Origin of the sequence: Bacillus cereus group sp. Bc031 (assembly GCF_027716265.1) — a bacterium.
GTDB classification, from domain to species: Bacteria; Bacillota; Bacilli; order Bacillales; family Bacillaceae_G; genus Bacillus_A; species Bacillus_A paranthracis.
The window spans coordinates 28,217-48,523 of record NZ_JAQFUL010000007.1; the positions used below are offsets into that span (position 1 = coordinate 28,217).

Genomic DNA, 20,307 nt, shown 5'->3' on the forward strand with positions numbered 1-20,307 from the left:
GCCACTGAATCAAACGTATGTTTGGTTTAGTGGAAATAAAGTTGTATAAGGTAGAGAATTATAACTTTAAATAATATACAGAGAAAGGTATCATTTTTATTATAAGAAATAATGAAACAAAACAGGATAAAGTCTAGTAGGGAATGAAATATCGCTTATTGATATATTAAAATCAGAGTCTGAAGATGTAATTGATATGATCCAGCTTAGTATGGAGTTAGAAAAGATTAAAGAGTATATCGATATTTTAGACGAACGAGAGAAAGAAGTAATCGTGAAGCGTTTTGGACTGGGGCTTGATAAGGAGAAGACGCAACGAGAGATTGCGAAGGCACTTGGTATTTCCAGAAGCTACGTATCAAGAATTGAAAAGCGCGCTTTAATGAAAATGTTCCATGAATTTGTAAGAGCAGCGAAAGAGAAAAAAGCAAAAGAATAATGTACATTACAAGCAGCCGTATTTTAAAATGGGCTGCTTTTCTTTTTGGAAATAAGGAAAGAAAAAGAGTTGTGTTCAGAAGAAATCCATGTTCACTGTTGAAAATGACGGATTCTATCTGTAATATTAGAAGGTGCTAAACAATTTAAGAATGATACCGTACTTAGTTTTCTGCATGTATAATATGGCGGTTCTATATGATATGTGGGAATAAGAACTAATTTTACATATGATATAGAAGGAAAAGAAGGGGAAGCTAAAGTTATAGACTGATTAGGAGGTTCCGCAATTTGCGACGTACATTATATCGACTTATGATCGAACTTACAAATGGTCGTTTTACTTCTTATATATTACGTAAATTTGCACAATCTCGTTTGAGCTCTATCATTATTCCATCGTATGCGAAAGTATTTCAAATTAATCAAGATGAGATGGAAAAGGGTTTGAAGGAATATAGAACATTGCATGAATTATTTACACGTAAGCTAAAAGAAGGAAAGCGTAGTATTGATACAGATGCATCGAGTATCGTTAGTCCTGTTGATGGTGTTTTTGCTGATCACGGTCCTATTGAGGACACAAAAACATTTGATATTAAAGGCAAGCGTTATTCGATTGTGGATATGCTAGGTAATGAAGAACGTGCACAGCGATATGCAGGTGGTACATATATGGTTATTTATTTAAGCCCAAGTCATTATCATCGTATTCATAGTCCGCTTTCTGGTTCTGTGACTGAAAGATTTGTACTCGGTAGAAAATCATATCCGGTAAATGCAGCTGGTATGGAATACGGGAAAGAACCATTGTCAAAAAACTATCGCTCCGTTACAGAAGTGAATAGTGACGGTGAACATATGGCGCTTGTAAAAGTAGGAGCTATGTTTGTAAATAGTATTGAGCTGCTGCATGAAAGAGACACTGTTCAAAAAGGTGAAGAAATGGCATACTTTACATTCGGTTCAACAGTTGTGTTATTGTTTGAAAAAGATATGATAGAAGTAGTGCAAGAATTGAAGAGTGGACAAGAGCTTCGCCTTGGTGAAAAGATTGCTACTCGATTGGCTCATAAGTAAAAAAGATTTTATAACTGTAAGCAAGATTTATGGACAAAGATGCGTAATGATGAAATTCCCTAGATGGGAGTACTTGTTTATTCGAGAGCCATCGCAGGATGGCTCTTTTTACAAGTTAGTTAATTAAAATTCCTCTTTATATGTAATCAAGACGATTTGACAAGCTTGTCCTCTAATGAGCGTCTAATAATTTCTTGTTTTATAAGTAAAATGAAGTCGGGATTTAATTTTAGTTCTTTTGCTTTATAATAAGACTCAGTGAGTAACTCAGTAGATAACTGTTCCATATGTTTTGTTTTCAAGGTGAGTCACCTCCTAATAATATAAGGATTGATTCGTTGTTGCATTTAATGTACCAAAAAAATATGACAGTCACAAACGGGTGGTTATCCACATACCTAGGTGGATAAAATGTGTATAGATTGTTAGTAAATTCCAAATTAACTGAAATATTAATGTGGAAAATGTGTACAATTTTATCCACAGGCCATATATCGAAATATGTTGTCGAAAAATTTTTATGAAAACTCCTCAAAGAGGTGAAAGAAATTGAAACTATTTTTACCAAATGAATATGTGAAAAATGTATATCATGTTCAACCAGAAGATTTGAAGAAACGTGGAATTAAAGGTGTTATTACTGATTTAGATAACACTTTAATTGAATGGGATCGTCCAAATGCAACGCCACAACTTGAAGAATGGTTTTTGAAAATGAAAGAGCAAGGCATTCAAGTAACGGTCGTTTCAAATAATAATGAGCAACGAGTGAAAGATTTTGCTGATCCATTAGGCATTCCATTTATTCATAGTGCGCGTAAGCCATTTGTCCGTGCGTTTAAGCGTGCGATACGAGAGATGCAGTTGCAACCAGATGAAGTTGTAGTAATTGGGGATCAGTTACTGACAGATGTGTTAGGTGGAAACCGAGTTGGACTGCATACAATTTTAGTTGTACCAGTAGCACAAACAGACGGATTAGTAACGCGCTTTAATCGAAAAATTGAACGAAGAATTATGAGAAACATGAAGAAAAAAGGTTTAATTAACTGGGAGGAATAAAGTTTGACTGAAACAATTAAATGTATTGGTTGCGGTGTAGAAATTCAAACAGAAGATAAAAATGAAGTAGGATATGCTCCTGCCTCATCTTTAGAAAAAGAACAAGTAATTTGTCAACGCTGTTTTCGATTGAAACATTATAACGAAATTCAAGATGTCTCATTAACAGATGATGATTTCCTACGTATTCTAAACGGTATTGGAAAATCGGATGCGTTAGTAGTTAAAATTGTAGATATTTTCGATTTTAATGGTAGCTGGTTACCTGGCTTACATCGTTTCGTGGGAAATAATAAAGTATTACTTGTTGGGAATAAAGCGGATTTAATTCCTAAGTCAGTAAAACATGATAAAGTAAAGCATTGGATGCGCTATAGTGCAAAGCAGCTAGGATTAAAGCCAGAAGATGTCTTTTTAATTAGTGCAGCGAAAGGACAAGGGATTGCTGAGCTGGCAGATGCGATTGAGTATTACCGCGGCGGAAAAGATGTTTACGTTGTTGGATGTACAAATGTAGGGAAATCAACATTCATTAATCGTATGATTAAAGAATTTAGTGATGAGACTGAAAATGTAATTACAACATCTCATTTCCCAGGAACAACGCTTGATTTAATTGATATCCCGTTAGACGAAGAATCTTCTTTATATGATACGCCAGGTATTATTAACCACCATCAAATGGCTCATTATGTTGGAAAACAAAGCTTAAAGCTTATTACACCAACAAAAGAAATTAAGCCAATGGTATTCCAATTAAATGAAGAACAAACATTGTTCTTTAGCGGATTGGCACGTTTTGATTACGTAAGTGGCGGTCGTCGCGCATTTACTTGTCACTTCTCAAATCGTTTAACAATCCATCGTACAAAGCTTGAGAAAGCAGATGAATTGTATAAAAATCATGCAGGGGATTTACTAAGCCCGCCAACACCAGAAGAATTAGAAAATATGCCAGAGCTAGTGAAATACGAGTTTAATATTCGTGAACCAAAAACGGATGTTGTATTCTCTGGATTAGGATGGGTTACTGTGAACGAACCGGGAGCAAAAATTGTTGCACACGTACCAAAAGGAGTAAGTGTTTCATTGCGTAAATCTTTAATTTAATATGGAGAGGGATTTATGAAACAATTATATGGTGTAATCGGAAATCCAATTGGACATTCATTATCACCCGTTATGCATAACGATGCATTTGAACACTTGAATATGGATGCCCATTATCATGCCTTTCTTGTTAAAGAGGAAGTGCTAGGGGAAGCAGTAAGAGGTTTAAAAGCGTTAGGTATTTCAGGATTTAATGTAACAACTCCGCACAAAGTTGCGATTATGGATTATTTGGATGAGATTGACCCGCTAGCAAAACAAATTGGTGCAGTAAATACGGTGGTTCATAAGGATGGGAAATTGATTGGCTACAATACAGATGGAATTGGTTTTGTCAAAGCGCTACAGTCAATTAGTAGTGAACCACTTCAAGAGAAACGTATTTTATTGCTTGGCGCAGGTGGTGCTAGTCGAGCTATTTATTTTTCACTTGCTGATGTAGGTGTGAAAGAGATTGATGTAGCGAATCGTACAGTAGATAAGGCGAAAGAACTTATTACTGCATGTACGGCTACTGTTCATTCTGTTGCTTTATCGTTAGAGGAAGCAACAGAAGAACAAGAGAATTATGATATTATCATTCAGACGACAACGATAGGTATGCATCCACGTGTCGAACATACGCCGTTACAAATTTCTTCGTTGAAAAAGGGAACGATTGTATCAGATATAATTTATAATCCATTTGAAACGAAAATTTTATGTGAGGCGAAAGAGCAAGGTGCAATCATTCAAAATGGTATTGATATGTTTGTTTATCAAGGAGCGCTTGCATTTGAAATGTGGACAGGTTGCGTACCGAATATTGAACGAATGAAACAATTAGTTATAAGAAAGCTTGGAGGCTAACATATATGTTAACAGGAAAACAAAAAAGATTTTTACGTGCACAAGCACATCATTTAACACCAATTTTTCAAGTAGGAAAAGGCGGAGTAAATGAAAATATGATTAAACAAATTGCAGATACTTTAGAAGCTCGTGAGTTATTTAAAGTAAGTGTGCTACAAAACTGTGAATTCGATCGCCGTGAAGTTGCAGAAGAGCTTGCAAAAGGTGCACGTGCGGAAATCGTTCAAGTAATTGGAAGTACAATTGTTTTATACAAAGAATCAAGAGAAAACAAGCAAATTAAACTTCCTCGATAAAAATAGCATATGTTATTTTTATCACTAGTAATGGTGTAGAGATCGAAACCAATTGAACTTTTATTAACAGTAAACTCTCTTCGGATGGAAATGAAGAGAGTTGCTGTATGTAAAAGGAAGGGGCGTTTCTTTTGAGAAAAATTGGCATCATTGGCGGTACATTTGATCCGCCACATTATGGACATTTGCTCATTGCAAATGAAGTATATCATGCTTTGAATTTAGAAGAAGTATGGTTCTTACCGAACCAAATTCCGCCGCATAAACAAGGGCGGAATATTACAAGTGTAGAAAGTCGCTTACAAATGTTAGAACTTGCGACTGAGGAAGAGGAACATTTTTCTATTTGTTTAGAAGAGCTAAGCAGGAAGGGCCCATCTTATACGTATGACACTATGCTACAATTAACGAAGAAGCATCCGGATGTGCAGTTTCACTTTATTATTGGTGGAGATATGGTTGAGTATTTACCGAAGTGGTATAACATTGAAGCGTTACTTGATCTTGTAACGTTTGTTGGGGTTGCAAGACCGGGTTATACATTGCATACACCTTATCCTATCACCACTGTGGAAATTCCGGAGTTTGCAGTTTCTTCATCTTTATTACGTGAGAGATATAAAGAGAAGAAAACATGCAAATATTTACTTCCTGAAAAAGTACAGGTATATATCGAGAGGAATGGGTTGTATGAATCGTGAGGAAGCACTTCATATTGTGAAACAACAAATGCATGAAAAACGTTATATACACACAATTGGTGTAATGGAGACGGCAATTGAACTTGCTAAATTATACGGTGTGGATGAAAAAAAGGCTGAAGTTGCAGCTATATTCCATGATTATGCGAAGTGTAGAGCGATTTCAGAGATGGAAGAGATCATTAAAAGTGAAGGTTTGCCGAAAGATTTACTTTGTTATAACAAAGAGTTATGGCATGCACCTGTTGGGGCATACTTAGTAGAAAAAGAAGTAGGTATTACAGATCCTGAAATCCTGCAAGCTATTACATATCATACAAGTGGTCATGAGAAAATGACGATGTTAGATAAAGTAATTTATGTAGCTGATTACATTGAGCCTGGGCGAAAGTTTCCAGGGGTGGAGGAAGCTCGTAAACTCGCATATACGGATATAGATCAAGCTTTATTATTTGCGCTAAAGAGAACAATTCAATTTTTAATGGAAAAAGATCAAACGATTTATCCATTAACATTCCAAACATACAATGCAGTTATCAAGGAGGAAATGAGTAAATGAAAGATAAAGATTTATTAGTATTAGCAGCAAAAGCAGCTGATGATAAGAGAGCAGAAGATATGGTTGTCCTAAATATGCAAGGTATTTCACCAATTGCAGATTATTTCATTATTTGTCACGGTAACTCAGATAAGCAAGTGCAAGCAATTGCACGTGAAATTAAAGCGAAAGCACACGAGTTCCAAATCGACGTACAACGTATGGAAGGTTTTGACGAAGCTCGCTGGGTATTAGTTGATCTTGGAGATGTAGTTGCTCATGTATTCCATAAAGATGAGCGTAATCACTATAATTTAGAGCGTCTATGGGGCGATGTGCCACGTGAAGATATTACAGAAGAGTTAGGCCAATGAACTACGAACAATTTGCGTTGCTGTACGATGAACTAATGAATGATGTCCCTTATGATAAATGGGTGGAATTCACAGAGGAAAGCTTGCAGCAAGCGGATATGAAAGAGGCGAAGATTCTTGATGTAGCATGCGGTACTGGTAATGTAACGCTTCCGCTTGTACAAAAGGGTTACGATGTAATCGGTGTCGATCTTTCGGAAGAAATGTTAGCAGTCGCACAGCAAAAACTAGGCGAGGCAGGATATTTTATTCCTTTTTACCAACAAGATATGCGGGAGCTTGATGTTCCAGGTGAGTTTGACTGTGTAACGATCTTTTGTGATTCATTAAACTATGTATTGCAAGAAGATGGAGTGCAAGAAACATTCCGAAGAGTGTTTCATCATTTACGTCAAGATGGTTTGTTTTTATTTGATGTACATTCTTTATATAAAATACATCATGTATTTCAAAATGAAACATACACAGTGAATGGAGAAGAAATATCTCTTATTTGGAATTGCTTCCCTGGTGAAGGTTCAAACAGTGTAGAACATGATTTAACATTCTTTGTTCAAGACCCAGAAGAAGATGTGTACCATCGTTTTGACGAATGTCACGTACAACGTGCATATCCGGTTGAAGAGTTAACGAAATGGCTTGAAGAAGCTGGTTTTACAGTGCTTCGTGTAACTGGTGACTTTGAGCGACTTGAAGTTACAGAACAAACAGAGCGTATTTTCTTCATGGCGAAGAAAAACGGATAAAACAAAAGCAACCGAGAAGGTTGCTTTTGTTTTGTGAAGAAGCTGTAATTTTAGTTCTAGGATAATAAGAAAATGACATACGTGAATTGTGAAAATGCTAGTTTAAGTAAAATGTAATGTGAAAAATTAAGTATTTATAAAAAGGATTTGGAATGACGATGACGTATTTATTATGTGTGTTTATTGAATTGCTGATCAACGCATTTTAAATCTTCATCAAATTTCTCGTGTGTCCGCTCGATTAATTTATGAAACATATCTCCAACATGTTCTTCTAAAACCCGAATACCTTCTCCTGTAACGCCGCCTTTCACACATACTTTTTCTTGTAAAGTAGGCAATGTGAAAATTCCTTTTTCGAGTAGTTTCCCCATTCCAACGACCATTTCACTTACTAAAGTAGTGGCTTCTTCATGTGTAATATTTGTTTTATCTACAGCAGCATTAATGAAACATTGTAATAAATAACTAAAGAATGCAGGGCCGCAGCTTGCTATATCAGATGAAACGCGCGTTATATCTTCTTCTATTACAAGGGGAGTAGAAATGTTTTTGAATAAGCGAAATAGTTTTTGTTGCCATTCTTCAGAGCAGTTACTTCCAAATGTAAATAGTGATGCGCCGGATAGGGCGCGGTTTGTAATGCTCGGAATAATACGAGCAACATGGCAAGGTACAAGTGTCTCTAATTGTGATGGAGATATTGGACTTGTGATAGAAACTAAGCACTTTTCATCAGAAAAATGTTCGGCGTATTTTTGTAAGATTGGGTATATATCTATCGGCTTTACACAAATAAAAATAAGATGCGATCGTTCGATTACCTCATCAATAGTTTTGGCTATATGAGCAGAAGGGTATTTTTCCTTTATATGATATGCTTTGGCGGGCGTTCGATTAATGATCGTAAGGCACGAAGGTTTGGTAGCACGGGTTTCTAAAAATGCATCGATTAGTATATTCCCCATGTTTCCTGTCCCTATAATTCCTATGTTCAATGTTTCATCCCTCCTTCGTAACAGCTTTCTCCTAAACAATATGAATGATGTTATAAATTTATGATTAGAGGTGAAAAATGATGTGGGATTTTCCAAAGAAATGGTTAGGATTAGTTGCTATTATTGGAACTGTGCTTTTTCTTATTTTCTGGAAAACGAATGAGCATACAGAGCGATCAGTTATTGCAACGGATGTTCAAGCGAAAGATATAGAGAAGAAAAGTAAACCGAAAATATCGGATACAAAGCAGCAGAAAAAAATAATTGTAATTGATATGAAAGGGGCTGTTGTTAAAGAGGGGGTGTATGAAATGAAAGAAGGGGACCGGGTCAAGGATGCTATTGAAAAAGCAGGTGGTTTTTTGCCTGAGGCAGATAGGATGAAGGTAAATTTAGCACAAATGGTACAAGACCAAATGATTCTTTACGTACCGAATAAAAACGAACAAGTGCAAGAAGTAGCTGCTGTTTCAAAGAGAGAGGGAAAAGTTCAAATAAATGCAGCTTCTAAAGAACAACTTGAAAAAATTACAGGTATTGGTTCTCGGAAAGCAGAAAGTATTTTGAAATATCGAGAGGAACATGGTCCGTTTCAAAAAATAGAAGATTTGTTAGAGATTGATGGGATTGGTGTGAAGTCTTTGGAGAAAATAAAAGATCAAATTATTATTCCGTAAAAGATTGACGAAGTTTTTCTTCATTCGCTACACTACAAGTAGACAAAAAAGTAGGTGAAGAATATGGAACGAATTTCATGGGATCAATATTTTATGACGCAAAGCCATTTGTTATCTTTACGTAGTACATGTACAAGGCTTGCAGTAGGAGCGACAATTGTTCGTGATAAACGAATTATTGCTGGTGGATATAATGGTTCAATTAAAGGTGGCGTACATTGTATAGATGATGGATGCTACGTTATTGACAATCATTGTGTTCGTACAATTCACGCAGAAATGAATGCTTTATTACAATGTGCAAAATTTGGTGTGAAAACGGAGGAAGCGGAAATTTATGTTACGCATTTTCCTTGTTTACAATGTTGTAAGGCGATTATTCAAAGTGGTATTACAGCAGTTTATTATGCACAGGATTATAAAAATCATCCGTATGCCGTAGAGTTATTTGAAAAAGCGAATGTAACGGTGAAACACGTTCCGCTAGAATATGATATTGCAGCATTAGAGGATCAAAAACGTCATATGGAGTTAAAAGAACTATTTGCATCTTTAGAAAAAGAGAACTTATCAATGGAAGAATTACAGCATGTATTCACGAAAGCAAAAATGATTCTATAAGGAGTGGGTATGAGTTGCAAGGACAATGGGGCTATGTTGCAATCTCATTTATAATAGGGATTGCAATTGCCTTCTCCTCTTCAGTTGTATTGCTGACTTGTTGTCTCGTTGTATATGTTTTCTTTTGTTTATATCGTACTTCGCGTAAAACCTTCTTTTATTGTATGATAGCGTGTTTAAGTGGCGCTATGTACACCACGTATGTTCAAGGGCAAAACAAGCCTCTGGGAGAGTCCTATGAAGCTACAAGAGGAGTGATACATAATACACCTCTTATTAATGGAGATCGCCTCTCGTTTCAAATTGAAGATCAGAATAAAAATATAGTGCAGTTAAGTTACAAAATGAAATCAGCTTTGGAAAAGAAACAGATGCGACAATTACATGCAGGAGTATCATGTGTATTCGAAGGTGAGAGGAAAGAACCACAAATAGCTCGGAATTTCCATGGGTTTAATTATCGTGATTATTTATATAAGCAAAATATTCATTTCATATTGGACGCTACATATATTTCTGAATGCCATAAAACATCGTTGTCACTCGTGCAATGGATTCTTCTTTTGAGGCAACAAGCAATCTCAGAAGTTACAGAAATGTTTCCAGAACAATCAGGTGCTTTTATGAATGCATTAGTATTTGGTGATAGACAACAAATGACATTTGAAGTTGAAGAGCAATATCAACAATTCGGTCTCGTGCATTTGTTGGCGATTTCAGGATCGCATATCGTATTGTTAATGGTAATCGTGTATTTTATTTTGCTAAAAAGCGGTGTGACAAGGGAGGTAGCAACAGTATGTCTTATCTTCTGCATTCCTCTATATATGATTTTAGCAGGAGCGTCACCATCTGTTATAAGAGCTTCTCTAACAGGAGTTTTCATGTTAATTGCTTTTATGTGTTCTATTCGTTTATCTAGCTTAGATGCTTTAAGTATAACAGCTATATGTATGCTTATATTTGATCCATATCTCGTGTTTAATATTGGTTTTCAGTTTTCTTTCGTCGGTAGTTTTGCTTTACTTTTATCTGCCCCGCTTTTACTAGAGAGTGGTAATGGAGTAATTCGAAATTCTATTTATATTTCTTTCATTTCACAGCTCGTTAGTACTCCGATTTTGTTATATCACTTCGGTTGTTTTTCTCCATATAGTATTTTCTTAAATATCCTATACGTTCCATTTTTATCTCTCGTTGTATTGCCGTGCAGTATTGTTATTTTGATATGTATACCAATCATTCCGTTTCTTGCAAAAAGGCTTGGGAATGTATTATCAATAGGTTTGAATCTTTCTAATGATTTTTTAAGTTATTGCGAAAACTTACCATTTACCCGTCTTAATTTCGGACAAACACCTATACTTCTTGTAGCCCTATATTGCGTGAGTATTATTAGTATATTGATGGTTTGGGAAAGGCGAATGACGAAGGGGATTCTGTTTATATCTGCGGGTGTATTTCTTTTTATTAGTACATGCCATTATGTATATCCGTATTTTCGAGAAAGTGGAAGTGTTACCTTTCTCGATGTTGGACAGGGAGATGCAATATTAATTCGCCTCCCGTATGATCAAGAGATTTATCTTATTGATACTGGTGGAACAATTCGTCCAAACAAGGAAGAATGGCAACGTAAAAAGCATGAATTTTCTGTCGGAAATGATATTTTGATTCCTTATTTACAAAAGGAAGGTATTAAAAAGATCGATAAATTAATTATAACGCATGGAGATGCGGACCATATAGGTGCTGCACAAGAGTTGTTATCAAATATAACCGTAAAAGAAGTTGTATTTGGCCGAAAGGAACAAGATGCGGAATTAGAAAAAATAGTAAAGAAACAGGCTTTAGAAAAGGAAGTGAAAATAAGAGAAGTGAGAGAAGGAGAAAGTTGGAGCATAAATGGAGCGGAATTTTTCGTATTAGCGCCAACAGGGAAGAAGAGCAGTGAAAATAACGCTTCAATTGTAATGTTGGCAAAATTAGGAGGACTAACGTGGTTGTTTACAGGTGATTTAGAAGAAGAAGGTGAGAAGTTTTTAGTAGCTACGTATCCAGAGTTGCGAGCGGATGTTTTAAAGGTTGCTCATCATGGGAGTAATACGTCATCTACAACAACTTTTCTGAGCGTCGTACAGCCTAATATAGCCGTTATTTCTGCCGGTGAGCGTAATAGGTATGGGCACCCTCATAAGGACGTTATAGAGCGTTTTGAGAAGAGGGGGATTGAAATATGGCGTACGGATAAGCAAGGGGCTATCTCCTATGTTTTTAAAGGGGAAAACGGAACCTTTCGCAGCAAAATCACATATGATGAAACACATAATAGATAAAAAAGACTGCCAGTAAGCAGCAGTCTTTAAGAACCGATAAATTTAATAACAGTTGCAATGATGAAAAGTGTTGCGAAAAAACCAAATGAGACGATAAATCCTACCCCTGAATCAATAGCGTCATTGCGTTTACTTTGAAAGTTTTGTTCAAAATCATTCATTTAGAATCCCTCCCCAACATTCCACTTTAGTATAAAATATTGTCAGAAAAAAATCTACAATTTCCATGTGAGGAGAAATAGAGCGTTTTTACTACTTTTAGATCATGAAGTAATGTGAATTTTTGTTTCCAAACATGTTAACAGTTGGCACTTATACTCGAATTTTTATTGCGAATAATAAAGGGAAGGTGATTACCGCACACCAATAAGAAACCCGGGGCTTATTGCGTGGCGTTTAATATAAATAAAGGGACGGGTTATATTGCCTGTTCCTTTGTACTTGTAAAACAAAAGCTAGGGCATTAGTATAAATATATATTGCCAAGTTAGGGAGTAGGAAAAAGTATGAGTGATATACATAAAAAGATTAAAAAGAAGCAGTTTGCTCCGTTATATTTACTGTATGGAACGGAAGCGTTTTTTATAAATGAAACGATAAAGCTTATTACAACAGAAGCGCTTGAAGAGGAAGATCGCGAGTTTAATGTTGTTACATATGATTTAGAAGAAGCGTATTTAGAAGATGTGGTTGAAGATGCACGTACACTTCCTTTTTTCGGAGAACGTAAAGTGTTATTAATAAAATCACCACTCTTTTTAACTTCACAAAAAGAAAAATTGGAACAAAATATAAAAATTTTAGAAGAATATATCGGGGAACCTTCTCCCTTTTCTATTCTTGTTTTTGTTGCGCCTTACGAAAAGCTGGATGAACGAAAAAAAATTACAAAACTATTAAAGAAAACAGCGGATGTAGTAGAAGCGAATGCAATGCAAGTGCAGGATGTTCAGAAGTGGATTGTTGCTCGGGCGGATGAAGTACATGTACATATTGATCATGCGGCTGTTAGTTTGTTGTTAGAGCTTGTGGGAAGTAATGTAACAATGTTGGCGAAGGAAATGGACAAGTTAACGTTATACGTCGGTATGGGCGGAGAGATTACACCAAAACTCGTTGCAGAGCTTGTACCAAAATCAGTTGAACAAAATGTGTTTGCTTTGACAGAAAAAGTGGTGAAAAAAGATATCGCGGGTGCGATGCAAATTTTGGATGGATTATTTACGCAGCAGGAGGAACCTATTAAATTGCTTGCGTTATTAGTAAGTCAATTCCGTTTACTGCATCAAGTGAAAGAGTTACAGCAGCGTGGTTACGGCCAAAATCAAATCGCGTCTCATATTGGTGTGCATCCATATCGTGTAAAATTAGCGATGAATCAAACGAAGTTTTTCTCTTTTGAAGAATTAAAAAAAGTGATAATGGAATTAGCGGAAGCTGATTATAGTATGAAAACGGGAAAAATGGATAAAAAGCTTGTGCTCGAGTTTTTCTTAATGCGGTTAAATCATATGTGATGAAACAAAAAAGTTCACGTGCTAAGAGCGTGAACTTTTTTGTATATAAAAAAACGATCCGAATGGATCGTTTTTTAAACGCCTTACGCGTTTACTTGTTTCGCTAAGCGAGATTTTTGACGAGCTGCAGCGTTTTGGTGGATAAGACCTTTACGAGCTGCTTTGTCAAGTTTTTTAGAAGCAGTTTTGAAAGCTTCTTTAGCATTTTCAAGATCGTTATTAGTAACTAAAGCTTCTACAGTTTTAACAGCAGAACGCATGTCAGACTTGATAGAAGCGTTATGTGCACGACGCTCTTCGCTAAGTTTAGCGCGTTTGATAGCAGATTTGATGTTTGCCATACTTTTCACCTCCCTGGTGCAATCGAATGACTCGATTCTTAACATAGAACAAGTGATATTCTATCAAACGGTGAAGAGAATTGCAATAGTATATCCATGAAATTTCACGTAAAGGAAAGAATGACCTTATATAACTTTGGGAAATCTAACGATATTTACTATGAATGACGGAGGAGATACGATGAAAGAACCACTAGATTTAAGTAAATATAGTGTTAGAACGGACCTTGCTGTAGAGGCACATCAAATGCTGCAAGAGCGCCAAGAAGAGCAACAAGGGATACAAGGAGTTGTTGTAAAAGAGAGGGAAGAAGAAGGTATTACCATTACAAAAGTAACGATTGATGAAGTTGCCTCGGAATCGATGGGTAAAAAACCTGGAAATTATTTAACGCTTGAAGTACAAGGTATACGTCAACAAGATACGGAGCTGCAACAAAAAGTAGAGCGTATTTTTGCAAAAGAATTTTCGTATTTCTTAGAAGAGGTTGGCGTTACGAAAGAAGCGAGCTGTTTAATTGTTGGTCTTGGGAATTGGAATGTAACACCAGATGCGCTTGGACCGATAGTTGTAGAAAATGTATTGGTAACGAGACATTTATTTCAATTGCAGCCTGAAAGTGTAGAAGAAGGCTTTAGGCCTGTTAGTGCAATTCGGCCCGGGGTAATGGGGATTACAGGAATTGAAACGAGCGATGTCATTTATGGAATCATTGAGAAGACAAAGCCAGACTTTGTCATTGCAATTGATGCATTAGCTGCTCGTTCTATTGAAAGGGTAAATAGTACGATACAAATTTCTGATACAGGAATTCATCCTGGATCGGGTGTTGGGAATAAACGTAAGGAACTCAGTAAAGAAACATTAGGTATTCCTGTTATCGCAATTGGTGTTCCGACTGTGGTGGATGCCGTTTCGATTACAAGCGATACAATTGATTTTATTTTGAAACATTTTGGCCGAGAGATGAAAGAGGGAAACAAACCTTCCCGATCTTTGTTGCCAGCTGGTTTTACATTTGGAGAAAAGAAAAAATTAACAGAAGAGGATATGCCGGATGAAAAGAGCCGGAATATGTTTTTAGGTGCTGTAGGTACACTGGAAGATGAAGAGAAGAGAAAATTAATTTATGAAGTGTTATCTCCTCTTGGTCATAATTTAATGGTGACTCCGAAAGAAGTGGATGCTTTCATAGAGGATATGGCAAATGTAATAGCAAGTGGTTTAAATGCAGCGCTGCATCATCAAATTGACCAAGATAATACAGGAGCATATACACATTGATGGGAAGTGACGATAATCATGTAAGCCGCTTTTCGCTTTTATGTATATGTAGTGTGGCTATATGCTTACTTATGGTAATAGCAGGGGTGGCACTTGCAAATCATGGGTTGAAAAGTATGAAAGGTTATCAGCAAATGTCGTATGAACAAATCGCTCATATGACAGGAACAAAAGGTGAGGCCACTGAATCAGAAACTTTGGAAGGTTCGTTTTCCGCTACTGAAAAACAAAAACAATTAGAAAGCTTAAAAAGTTTTAATATTGTAGAAGGAATGGGTATGGCGATAGCAAGCGTTGCCTATGAAATAACAAAGTTTGGAACAGATATAGTTATTGGGAAAGTAAAAGGGATTTTTAGTTAAGAGTCAAACGGAGGACGGTTGTTTTACAGGTTTGTAAGACAGCCGTTCTTTAATTTGAAAAAGGTTTGTCTCTTATGGTTTGTTCGCATAAGATATAAATAGAATGATTTGTATTGTAAGCAGCACGAGTTTTCATTGAATCTTTGCTGCTCTATTGATATAATCAGTGCTAGTGTATATTGGCGAGACTATTAGGAGTTGAGAACATAGATGAACAAAGAAGAAAGAGCAAAAAGACAGTCCAAAATTCGTAATTTCTCTATCATTGCTCATATTGACCACGGAAAGTCAACGTTAGCAGACCGTATTTTAGAGAAAACAAACGCGTTAACACAACGTGAAATGAAAGCTCAGTTGCTTGACTCTATGGATTTAGAGCGTGAGCGTGGTATTACAATTAAATTAAACGCAGTACAATTAAACTATAAAGCAAAAGACGGCGAAGAATACATTCTTCACTTAATTGATACACCAGGACACGTCGACTTTACGTACGAAGTATCTCGTAGTTTAGCGGCTTGTGAAGGTGCAATTCTTGTAGTAGATGCAGCGCAAGGTATTGAAGCGCAAACGTTAGCGAACGTATACTTAGCGCTTGATAACAATTTAGAAATTTTACCGGTTATTAATAAAATCGATTTACCAAGTGCAGACCCAGAGCGTGTACGCCAAGAGGTGGAAGATGTAATTGGATTAGATGCATCAGAAGCTGTACTTGCTTCGGCAAAAGCTGGGATTGGTATTGAAGAGATTTTAGAACAAATCGTTGAAAAAGTGCCAGCACCAACAGGTGATTCAGAAGAACCGTTACAATGTATGATCTTTGACTCTTTATATGATCCATACCGCGGTGTAATTGCTTATATCCGTGTTGTAAATGGAACGGTAAAAGTTGGCGATAAAGTACGTATGATGGCAACTGGAAAAGAATTTGAAGTAACAGAAGTAGGTGTGTTTACACCGAAAACTACGCAACGTGATGAGTTAACAGTAGGTGATGTAGGTTTCTTAGCAGCATCGATTAAAAATGTTGGTGACACACGCGTTGGTGATACGATTACACATGCGAAACGTCCAGCAGCTGAGCCATTACCTGGTTACCGTAAATTAAATCCAATGGTATTCTGTGGTCTGTACCCGATTGACTCTGCACGTTACAACGACTTACGTGATGCGCTAGAGAAATTAGAATTAAACGATTCTGCTCTTGAGTTTGAGCCAGAAACATCTCAAGCGCTAGGATTTGGTTTCCGTTGTGGATTCTTAGGACTTCTTCATATGGAAATCATTCAAGAGCGTATTGAACGTGAATTTAAAATTGATTTAATTACAACAGCGCCAAGTGTTATTTATAAAGTATTCTTAACGAATGGTGAAGACATGATTGTCGATAACCCGTCTAATATGCCGGATCCACAGACAATTGATCGTGTTGAAGAGCCATTTGTTAAAGCAGCAATTATGGTTCCGAATGACTATGTTGGAGCTGTAATGGAAATCTGCCAAGGTAAACGCGGAACGTTTATTGATATGCAATATTTAGATGAAACGCGTGTTACTTTGACATATGAAATCCCATTATCAGAAATCGTATATGACTTCTTCGATCAGTTGAAATCAAATACGAAAGGATATGCATCATTTGATTATGAATTAATTGGTTACAAGCCATCTAAACTTGTGAAAATGGATATTCTTTTAAATTCTGAGCAAGTCGATGCTCTATCATTTATCGTACACCGTGATTCAGCATATGACCGTGGTAAAGTAATCGTAGAAAAATTAAAAGAATTAATTCCAAGACAGCAGTTCGAAGTGCCAATTCAAGCGACGATCGGAAACAAAGTTGTAGCGCGTTCTACAATTAAAGCGATGCGTAAAAACGTACTTGCGAAATGTTACGGTGGTGACATTTCTCGTAAGCGTAAACTTCTTGATAAGCAAAAAGAAGGTAAAAAACGTATGAAGTCTGTTGGTTCTGTAGAAGTACCGCAAGAAGCATTCATGGCTGTACTGAAAATGGATGACAACTAATAGTTGGAATGAAAAAAGAAGTCGTTTATGCGGCTTCTTTTTTACGTATAATTACTTTTTAGACATCCGAGTAGCTCTCATTTACAATAGTGAGAGAGCTTTTTAGTTCATATAAAGTTAGGAGTTTGTTAATGTCCGAAAATATTCGAAAAGATATTCAAGAAAAAATACAAAATGGCAATTTTAATTGTGAAAAGGAATTGACGCTTTCTATTATTAGTGGAAAGTGGAAAGTTGTGATATTGTGGCATCTTGGTGTGGAAGGGCCTCATCGTTTTAGTGAATTACAGCGATTATTTCCGAGCATTTCTCATAAAGTTTTATCAAACCAATTAAAAGAGTTAATGGAAGATGGGATTGTTGATCGAACAGTATACCCAGAAATTCCACCGCGAGTGGAATATTATATGACGGAATTAGGCATGTCGCTTTTACCAATCGTTGAAATGATGTATGATTGGGGAAAAATGCGAATGGAACAAATTCGTAATACGTTAGAGAAGTAAAAGAAGCCTCTCGAGCGTGGAGGTTTTCTTTTTAGAAAGGTAGGAGTTATTTTTGGTGCAAGCTGCATATATTCATATTCCGTTTTGTCAGCATATTTGTCACTATTGTGATTTTAATAAAGTGTTTATTGAACGCCAGCCGGTCGATCAATATTTAGAGTATTTAGAGAAAGAAATAATAAATACAGTTCAAAAGGTACCGTTTGATAGTATGAAAACGATTTTTGTTGGCGGGGGAACTCCAACAGCATTAAATATGGAACAGACAAAGAAATTATTAAATATTATAAATCGTCGTTTACGTCCGTTTGCCCCGAATTGTGAATTAACATTTGAAGCGAATCCAGGTGATTTGCCGAAAGAGAAATTAAATGTATTGCTAGAAGGTGGAGTGAACCGAATTAGTTTTGGGGTGCAAACATTTCGAGATGAATTGCTTGAGAAAATTGGACGTAAGCATACGAGAGAAGATGCGTTTGTAGCAATTAGAGAAGCGCAGGAAGTAGGCTTTAAAAATATAAATGTAGATATTATTTATGCTCTGCCAGGACAGACGATAGAAGATGTAAAAGAAACATTAGACATTGCTTTTACGCTTGGTGTACAACATTTCTCGGCATATTCATTAATTGTGGAACCGAAAACAGTATTTTATAACTTAATGAATAAAGGGAAATTAAGACTTCCAGGTGAAGACCATGAAGCGAAAATGTACGAAATGGTAATGGATGAAATGGAGAAACATGGCTATACCCAGTATGAAATTAGTAATTTTTCAAAAGGTAATAATGAAAGTAGACATAATCTCACATACTGGAATAATGAAGAGTATTATGGATTTGGAGCTGGAGCGCATAGTTATGTAAATGGAGAACGTATCCAAAATGTAGGGCCGCTCAAGCAATATTTCAATAAAATCGATGAAACCGGATTTCCGTATTTAGATGTTCACGTGGTGACGGAGAAAGAAAAAATGGAAGAAGAATTGTTCTTAGGACTCCGAAAAACAAAAGGTGTATCTAAAATAGCGTTTCAAAAGAAATTTAATATGGAAATGGATCAAGTTTTCGCGAAGCAGTTACAAAACAACCAAGAACAAGGATTGCTTGAAGAGAGCGATGGATATGTTCGTTTAACGCGAAAAGGAAAATTATTAGGGAATGAAGTATTCCAATCATTTTTGATTGACTAATTAAATGTTCCATTAACGTGAAAAAGTTTCATTATTTCGTGACGTTTCCGTTGACAATTGAATGTCAATTTTGGTAAGTTATTAATAGATTTAGCACTCGAAGACAAAGAGTGCTAACAGAGGTGATGATGAGATGCTTACGGAACGTCAGCTCTTAATTTTACAAACAATTATTGATGACTTTATTGGATCAGCGCAACCTGTTGGGTCAAGGACGTTGGCTAAAAAAGATGAAATTACATTTAGTTCAGCTACTATACGAAATGAAATGGCTGATTTAGAGGAACTAGGATTTATTGAGAAGACGCACAGTTCTTCTGGACGTGTTCCTTCTGAAAAAGGATACCGATTTTATGTAGACCATCTTTTAGCGCCGCAAAATTTACCGAACGATGAAATTGTACAAATTAAAGATTTATTTGCTGAAAGAATTTTTGAAGCGGAAAAGATTGCACAACAATCAGCTCAAATTTTATCAGAGCTTACAAATTATACGGCCATTGTTCTTGGACCGAAGTTAAGCACAAATAAACTTAAAAACGTACAAATTGTTCCGCTTGATCGTCAAACCGCAGTCGCTATTATTGTAACGGATACAGGGCATGTACAAAGCAAAACGATTACCGTTCCGGAATCTGTTGATTTATCAGATTTAGAAAAAATGGTTAATATTTTAAATGAAAAGCTATCGGGCGTACCAATGTCGGAACTCCATAATAAAATCTTTAAGGAGATTGTTACGGTATTGCGTGGGTATGTTCATAATTACGATAGTGCAATAAAAATATTGGATGGTACATTTCAAGTTCCGTTATCGGAAAAGATATACTTTGGAGGGAAGGCAAATATGCTTTCGCAACCAGAGTTTCATGACATTCAAAAAGTTAGATCTTTACTTACCATGATTGATAACGAAGCTGAGTTTTATGATATTTTGCGTCATAAACAAGTTGGTATTCAAGTGAAAATTGGTAGGGAAAACTCTGCGACAGCCATGGAAGATTGTAGTTTGATTTCTGCAACATATTCGATTGGAGAAGAACAACTTGGAACAATTGCAATTTTAGGTCCAACGAGAATGCAATACTCTCGTGTAATTAGTTTGTTGCAGTTATTTACAAGGCAAATTACAGATGGACTAAAAAAATAAAGAATAAAGAAGAATACATTCGCTCAAGTGATAAGCAATACATCACTGTGTGTAATATATAACTATACTTAGGTAATCATGCTATGCATGA

23 protein-coding genes and 1 pseudogene are annotated in these 20,307 nt (G+C 36.1%); 20 read left to right on the forward strand and 4 right to left on the reverse strand.

What is annotated here, in order from left to right; genetic code table 11:
• Window positions 1-139 precede the first annotated feature (139 nt).
• Together PDQ33_RS04540 and PDQ33_RS04545 are read left to right on the forward strand one after the other, a co-directional pair.
• A pseudogene (locus tag PDQ33_RS04540) lies at window positions 140-439 on the forward strand (sigma-70 family RNA polymerase sigma factor); the annotation flags it as partial.
• Window positions 440-729: 290 nt separating this feature from the next.
• Window positions 730-1,518 (forward strand): phosphatidylserine decarboxylase, encoded by a 789-nt coding sequence (locus PDQ33_RS04545; RefSeq protein WP_001254997.1) that lies wholly within the window; start codon window positions 730-732, stop codon window positions 1,516-1,518.
• A gap of 146 nt (window positions 1,519-1,664) precedes the next feature.
• Here PDQ33_RS04545 and PDQ33_RS04550 read toward each other — a convergent pair whose 3' ends face one another.
• The gene (locus tag PDQ33_RS04550; protein ID WP_000850094.1) at window positions 1,665-1,820 is read right to left on the reverse strand and encodes a sporulation histidine kinase inhibitor Sda; all 156 of its coding nucleotides are present in this window, start codon (window positions 1,818-1,820) and stop codon (window positions 1,665-1,667) included.
• Between the two features lie 247 nt (window positions 1,821-2,067).
• Between PDQ33_RS04550 and PDQ33_RS04555 the strand changes: the two genes are divergently transcribed.
• The 8 genes from PDQ33_RS04555 (at window position 2,068) to PDQ33_RS04590 (ending at window position 7,197) form a co-directional block, all read left to right on the forward strand.
• Entirely contained in the window at window positions 2,068-2,580 is a 513-nt protein-coding gene (locus tag PDQ33_RS04555) for a YqeG family HAD IIIA-type phosphatase (RefSeq protein ID WP_000765311.1), read from the forward strand.
• A 3-nt stretch (window positions 2,581-2,583) separates the two neighbouring features.
• Window positions 2,584-3,690, forward strand: a complete 1,107-nt coding sequence (gene yqeH / locus PDQ33_RS04560; protein ID WP_000140795.1) for a ribosome biogenesis GTPase YqeH — start codon at window positions 2,584-2,586, stop codon at window positions 3,688-3,690.
• A gap of 15 nt (window positions 3,691-3,705) precedes the next feature.
• Window positions 3,706-4,539 (forward strand): shikimate dehydrogenase, encoded by an 834-nt coding sequence (gene aroE, locus PDQ33_RS04565; RefSeq protein ID WP_061132137.1) that lies wholly within the window; start codon window positions 3,706-3,708, stop codon window positions 4,537-4,539.
• 5 nt (window positions 4,540-4,544) lie between these two features.
• Entirely contained in the window at window positions 4,545-4,838 is a 294-nt protein-coding gene (yhbY, locus tag PDQ33_RS04570; RefSeq protein WP_000955224.1) for a ribosome assembly RNA-binding protein YhbY, read from the forward strand.
• 131 nt (window positions 4,839-4,969) lie between these two features.
• A complete protein-coding gene (gene nadD / locus PDQ33_RS04575; RefSeq protein ID WP_001226058.1) occupies window positions 4,970-5,539 on the forward strand; it encodes a nicotinate-nucleotide adenylyltransferase in 570 nt (189 codons plus the stop codon).
• On the forward strand, window positions 5,529-6,098 hold the full coding sequence (gene yqeK, locus PDQ33_RS04580) for a bis(5'-nucleosyl)-tetraphosphatase (symmetrical) YqeK (RefSeq protein WP_001078246.1): 570 nt from the start codon (window positions 5,529-5,531) through the stop codon (window positions 6,096-6,098). Before nadD ends, yqeK begins: the two co-directional genes overlap by 11 nt.
• Window positions 6,095-6,451: a ribosome silencing factor gene (gene rsfS / locus PDQ33_RS04585; protein WP_000653200.1), complete on the forward strand. Its 357-nt coding sequence runs from the start codon at window positions 6,095-6,097 to the stop codon at window positions 6,449-6,451. Before yqeK ends, rsfS begins: the two co-directional genes overlap by 4 nt.
• Window positions 6,448-7,197, forward strand: coding sequence for a class I SAM-dependent DNA methyltransferase (locus PDQ33_RS04590; RefSeq protein ID WP_270754904.1), 750 nt, complete (start codon window positions 6,448-6,450; stop codon window positions 7,195-7,197). Before rsfS ends, PDQ33_RS04590 begins: the two co-directional genes overlap by 4 nt.
• Window positions 7,198-7,367: 170 nt before the next feature.
• Here PDQ33_RS04590 and comER read toward each other — a convergent pair whose 3' ends face one another.
• A complete protein-coding gene (gene comER / locus PDQ33_RS04595) occupies window positions 7,368-8,195 on the reverse strand; it encodes a late competence protein ComER (protein ID WP_270754903.1) in 828 nt (275 codons plus the stop codon).
• A gap of 77 nt (window positions 8,196-8,272) precedes the next feature.
• On the opposite strand from comER, the gene PDQ33_RS04600 reads away from it, so the two are divergent.
• The 3 genes from PDQ33_RS04600 (at window position 8,273) to PDQ33_RS04610 (ending at window position 11,829) form a co-directional block, all read left to right on the forward strand.
• A complete protein-coding gene (locus tag PDQ33_RS04600) occupies window positions 8,273-8,872 on the forward strand; it encodes a helix-hairpin-helix domain-containing protein (RefSeq protein WP_061132139.1) in 600 nt (199 codons plus the stop codon).
• Between the two features lie 63 nt (window positions 8,873-8,935).
• Window positions 8,936-9,493 (forward strand): ComE operon protein 2, encoded by a 558-nt coding sequence (locus tag PDQ33_RS04605; RefSeq protein WP_061132140.1) that lies wholly within the window; start codon window positions 8,936-8,938, stop codon window positions 9,491-9,493.
• 14 nt (window positions 9,494-9,507) lie between these two features.
• Complete coding sequence (locus PDQ33_RS04610; RefSeq protein WP_061132141.1) at window positions 9,508-11,829, forward strand: DNA internalization-related competence protein ComEC/Rec2; 2,322 nt, start codon at window positions 9,508-9,510, stop codon at window positions 11,827-11,829.
• Between the two features lie 26 nt (window positions 11,830-11,855).
• Here the strand turns inward: PDQ33_RS04610 and PDQ33_RS04615 are convergent, their stop codons facing one another.
• On the reverse strand, window positions 11,856-11,990 hold the full coding sequence (locus PDQ33_RS04615) for a YqzM family protein (protein WP_098147559.1): 135 nt from the start codon (window positions 11,988-11,990) through the stop codon (window positions 11,856-11,858).
• Window positions 11,991-12,335: 345 nt separating this feature from the next.
• Here PDQ33_RS04615 and holA point away from each other — a divergent pair, with 345 nt between their 5' ends.
• A complete protein-coding gene (holA, locus tag PDQ33_RS04620) occupies window positions 12,336-13,346 on the forward strand; it encodes a DNA polymerase III subunit delta (protein ID WP_001279920.1) in 1,011 nt (336 codons plus the stop codon).
• A gap of 83 nt (window positions 13,347-13,429) precedes the next feature.
• On the opposite strand, the gene rpsT is transcribed toward holA, so the two are convergent.
• Window positions 13,430-13,687, reverse strand: coding sequence for a 30S ribosomal protein S20 (rpsT, locus tag PDQ33_RS04625; RefSeq protein WP_001274011.1), 258 nt, complete (start codon window positions 13,685-13,687; stop codon window positions 13,430-13,432).
• A 181-nt stretch (window positions 13,688-13,868) separates the two neighbouring features.
• Here rpsT and gpr point away from each other — a divergent pair, with 181 nt between their 5' ends.
• The 6 genes from gpr to hrcA all read left to right on the forward strand — a co-directional run bounded on the left by gpr (window position 13,869) and on the right by hrcA (window position 20,216).
• Complete coding sequence (gene gpr / locus PDQ33_RS04630) at window positions 13,869-14,972, forward strand: GPR endopeptidase (protein ID WP_000662638.1); 1,104 nt, start codon at window positions 13,869-13,871, stop codon at window positions 14,970-14,972.
• A complete protein-coding gene (locus tag PDQ33_RS04635) occupies window positions 14,972-15,334 on the forward strand; it encodes a YqxA family protein (protein WP_061132142.1) in 363 nt (120 codons plus the stop codon). Before gpr ends, PDQ33_RS04635 begins: the two co-directional genes overlap by 1 nt.
• Before the next feature lie 210 nt (window positions 15,335-15,544).
• Window positions 15,545-17,368 carry an elongation factor 4 gene (gene lepA / locus PDQ33_RS04640; protein ID WP_001030957.1) on the forward strand — a complete coding sequence of 608 codons (1,824 nt, stop codon included), beginning with the start codon at window positions 15,545-15,547 and terminating at the stop codon, window positions 17,366-17,368.
• Between the two features lie 131 nt (window positions 17,369-17,499).
• Window positions 17,500-17,874 (forward strand): winged helix-turn-helix transcriptional regulator, encoded by a 375-nt coding sequence (locus PDQ33_RS04645; protein WP_001293546.1) that lies wholly within the window; start codon window positions 17,500-17,502, stop codon window positions 17,872-17,874.
• Window positions 17,875-17,926: 52 nt separating this feature from the next.
• Complete coding sequence (gene hemW, locus PDQ33_RS04650; RefSeq protein ID WP_025991619.1) at window positions 17,927-19,066, forward strand: radical SAM family heme chaperone HemW; 1,140 nt, start codon at window positions 17,927-17,929, stop codon at window positions 19,064-19,066.
• Between the two features lie 133 nt (window positions 19,067-19,199).
• Window positions 19,200-20,216 (forward strand): heat-inducible transcriptional repressor HrcA, encoded by a 1,017-nt coding sequence (gene hrcA / locus PDQ33_RS04655; protein ID WP_000954950.1) that lies wholly within the window; start codon window positions 19,200-19,202, stop codon window positions 20,214-20,216.
• The last annotated feature ends 91 nt before the right edge of the window (window positions 20,217-20,307 follow it).

Coding starts and splice junctions, on each gene's coding strand:
- aroE (WP_061132137.1), top strand. CDS start 3,706: ATGAAACAATTATATGGTGTAATCGGAAATCCAATTGGACATTCATTA.
- yhbY (WP_000955224.1), top strand. CDS start 4,545: ATGTTAACAGGAAAACAAAAAAGATTTTTACGTGCACAAGCACATCAT.
- yqeK (WP_001078246.1), top strand. CDS start 5,529: ATGAATCGTGAGGAAGCACTTCATATTGTGAAACAACAAATGCATGAA.
- rsfS (WP_000653200.1), top strand. CDS start 6,095: ATGAAAGATAAAGATTTATTAGTATTAGCAGCAAAAGCAGCTGATGAT.
- PDQ33_RS04590 (WP_270754904.1), top strand. CDS start 6,448: ATGAACTACGAACAATTTGCGTTGCTGTACGATGAACTAATGAATGAT.
- PDQ33_RS04600 (WP_061132139.1), top strand. CDS start 8,273: ATGATGTGGGATTTTCCAAAGAAATGGTTAGGATTAGTTGCTATTATT.
- PDQ33_RS04605 (WP_061132140.1), top strand. CDS start 8,936: ATGGAACGAATTTCATGGGATCAATATTTTATGACGCAAAGCCATTTG.
- PDQ33_RS04615 (WP_098147559.1), bottom strand. CDS start 11,990: ATGAATGATTTTGAACAAAACTTTCAAAGTAAACGCAATGACGCTATT.
- holA (WP_001279920.1), top strand. CDS start 12,336: ATGAGTGATATACATAAAAAGATTAAAAAGAAGCAGTTTGCTCCGTTA.
- rpsT (WP_001274011.1), bottom strand. CDS start 13,687: ATGGCAAACATCAAATCTGCTATCAAACGCGCTAAACTTAGCGAAGAG.
- gpr (WP_000662638.1), top strand. CDS start 13,869: ATGAAAGAACCACTAGATTTAAGTAAATATAGTGTTAGAACGGACCTT.
- PDQ33_RS04635 (WP_061132142.1), top strand. CDS start 14,972: ATGGGAAGTGACGATAATCATGTAAGCCGCTTTTCGCTTTTATGTATA.
- lepA (WP_001030957.1), top strand. CDS start 15,545: ATGAACAAAGAAGAAAGAGCAAAAAGACAGTCCAAAATTCGTAATTTC.
- PDQ33_RS04645 (WP_001293546.1), top strand. CDS start 17,500: ATGTCCGAAAATATTCGAAAAGATATTCAAGAAAAAATACAAAATGGC.
- hrcA (WP_000954950.1), top strand. CDS start 19,200: ATGCTTACGGAACGTCAGCTCTTAATTTTACAAACAATTATTGATGAC.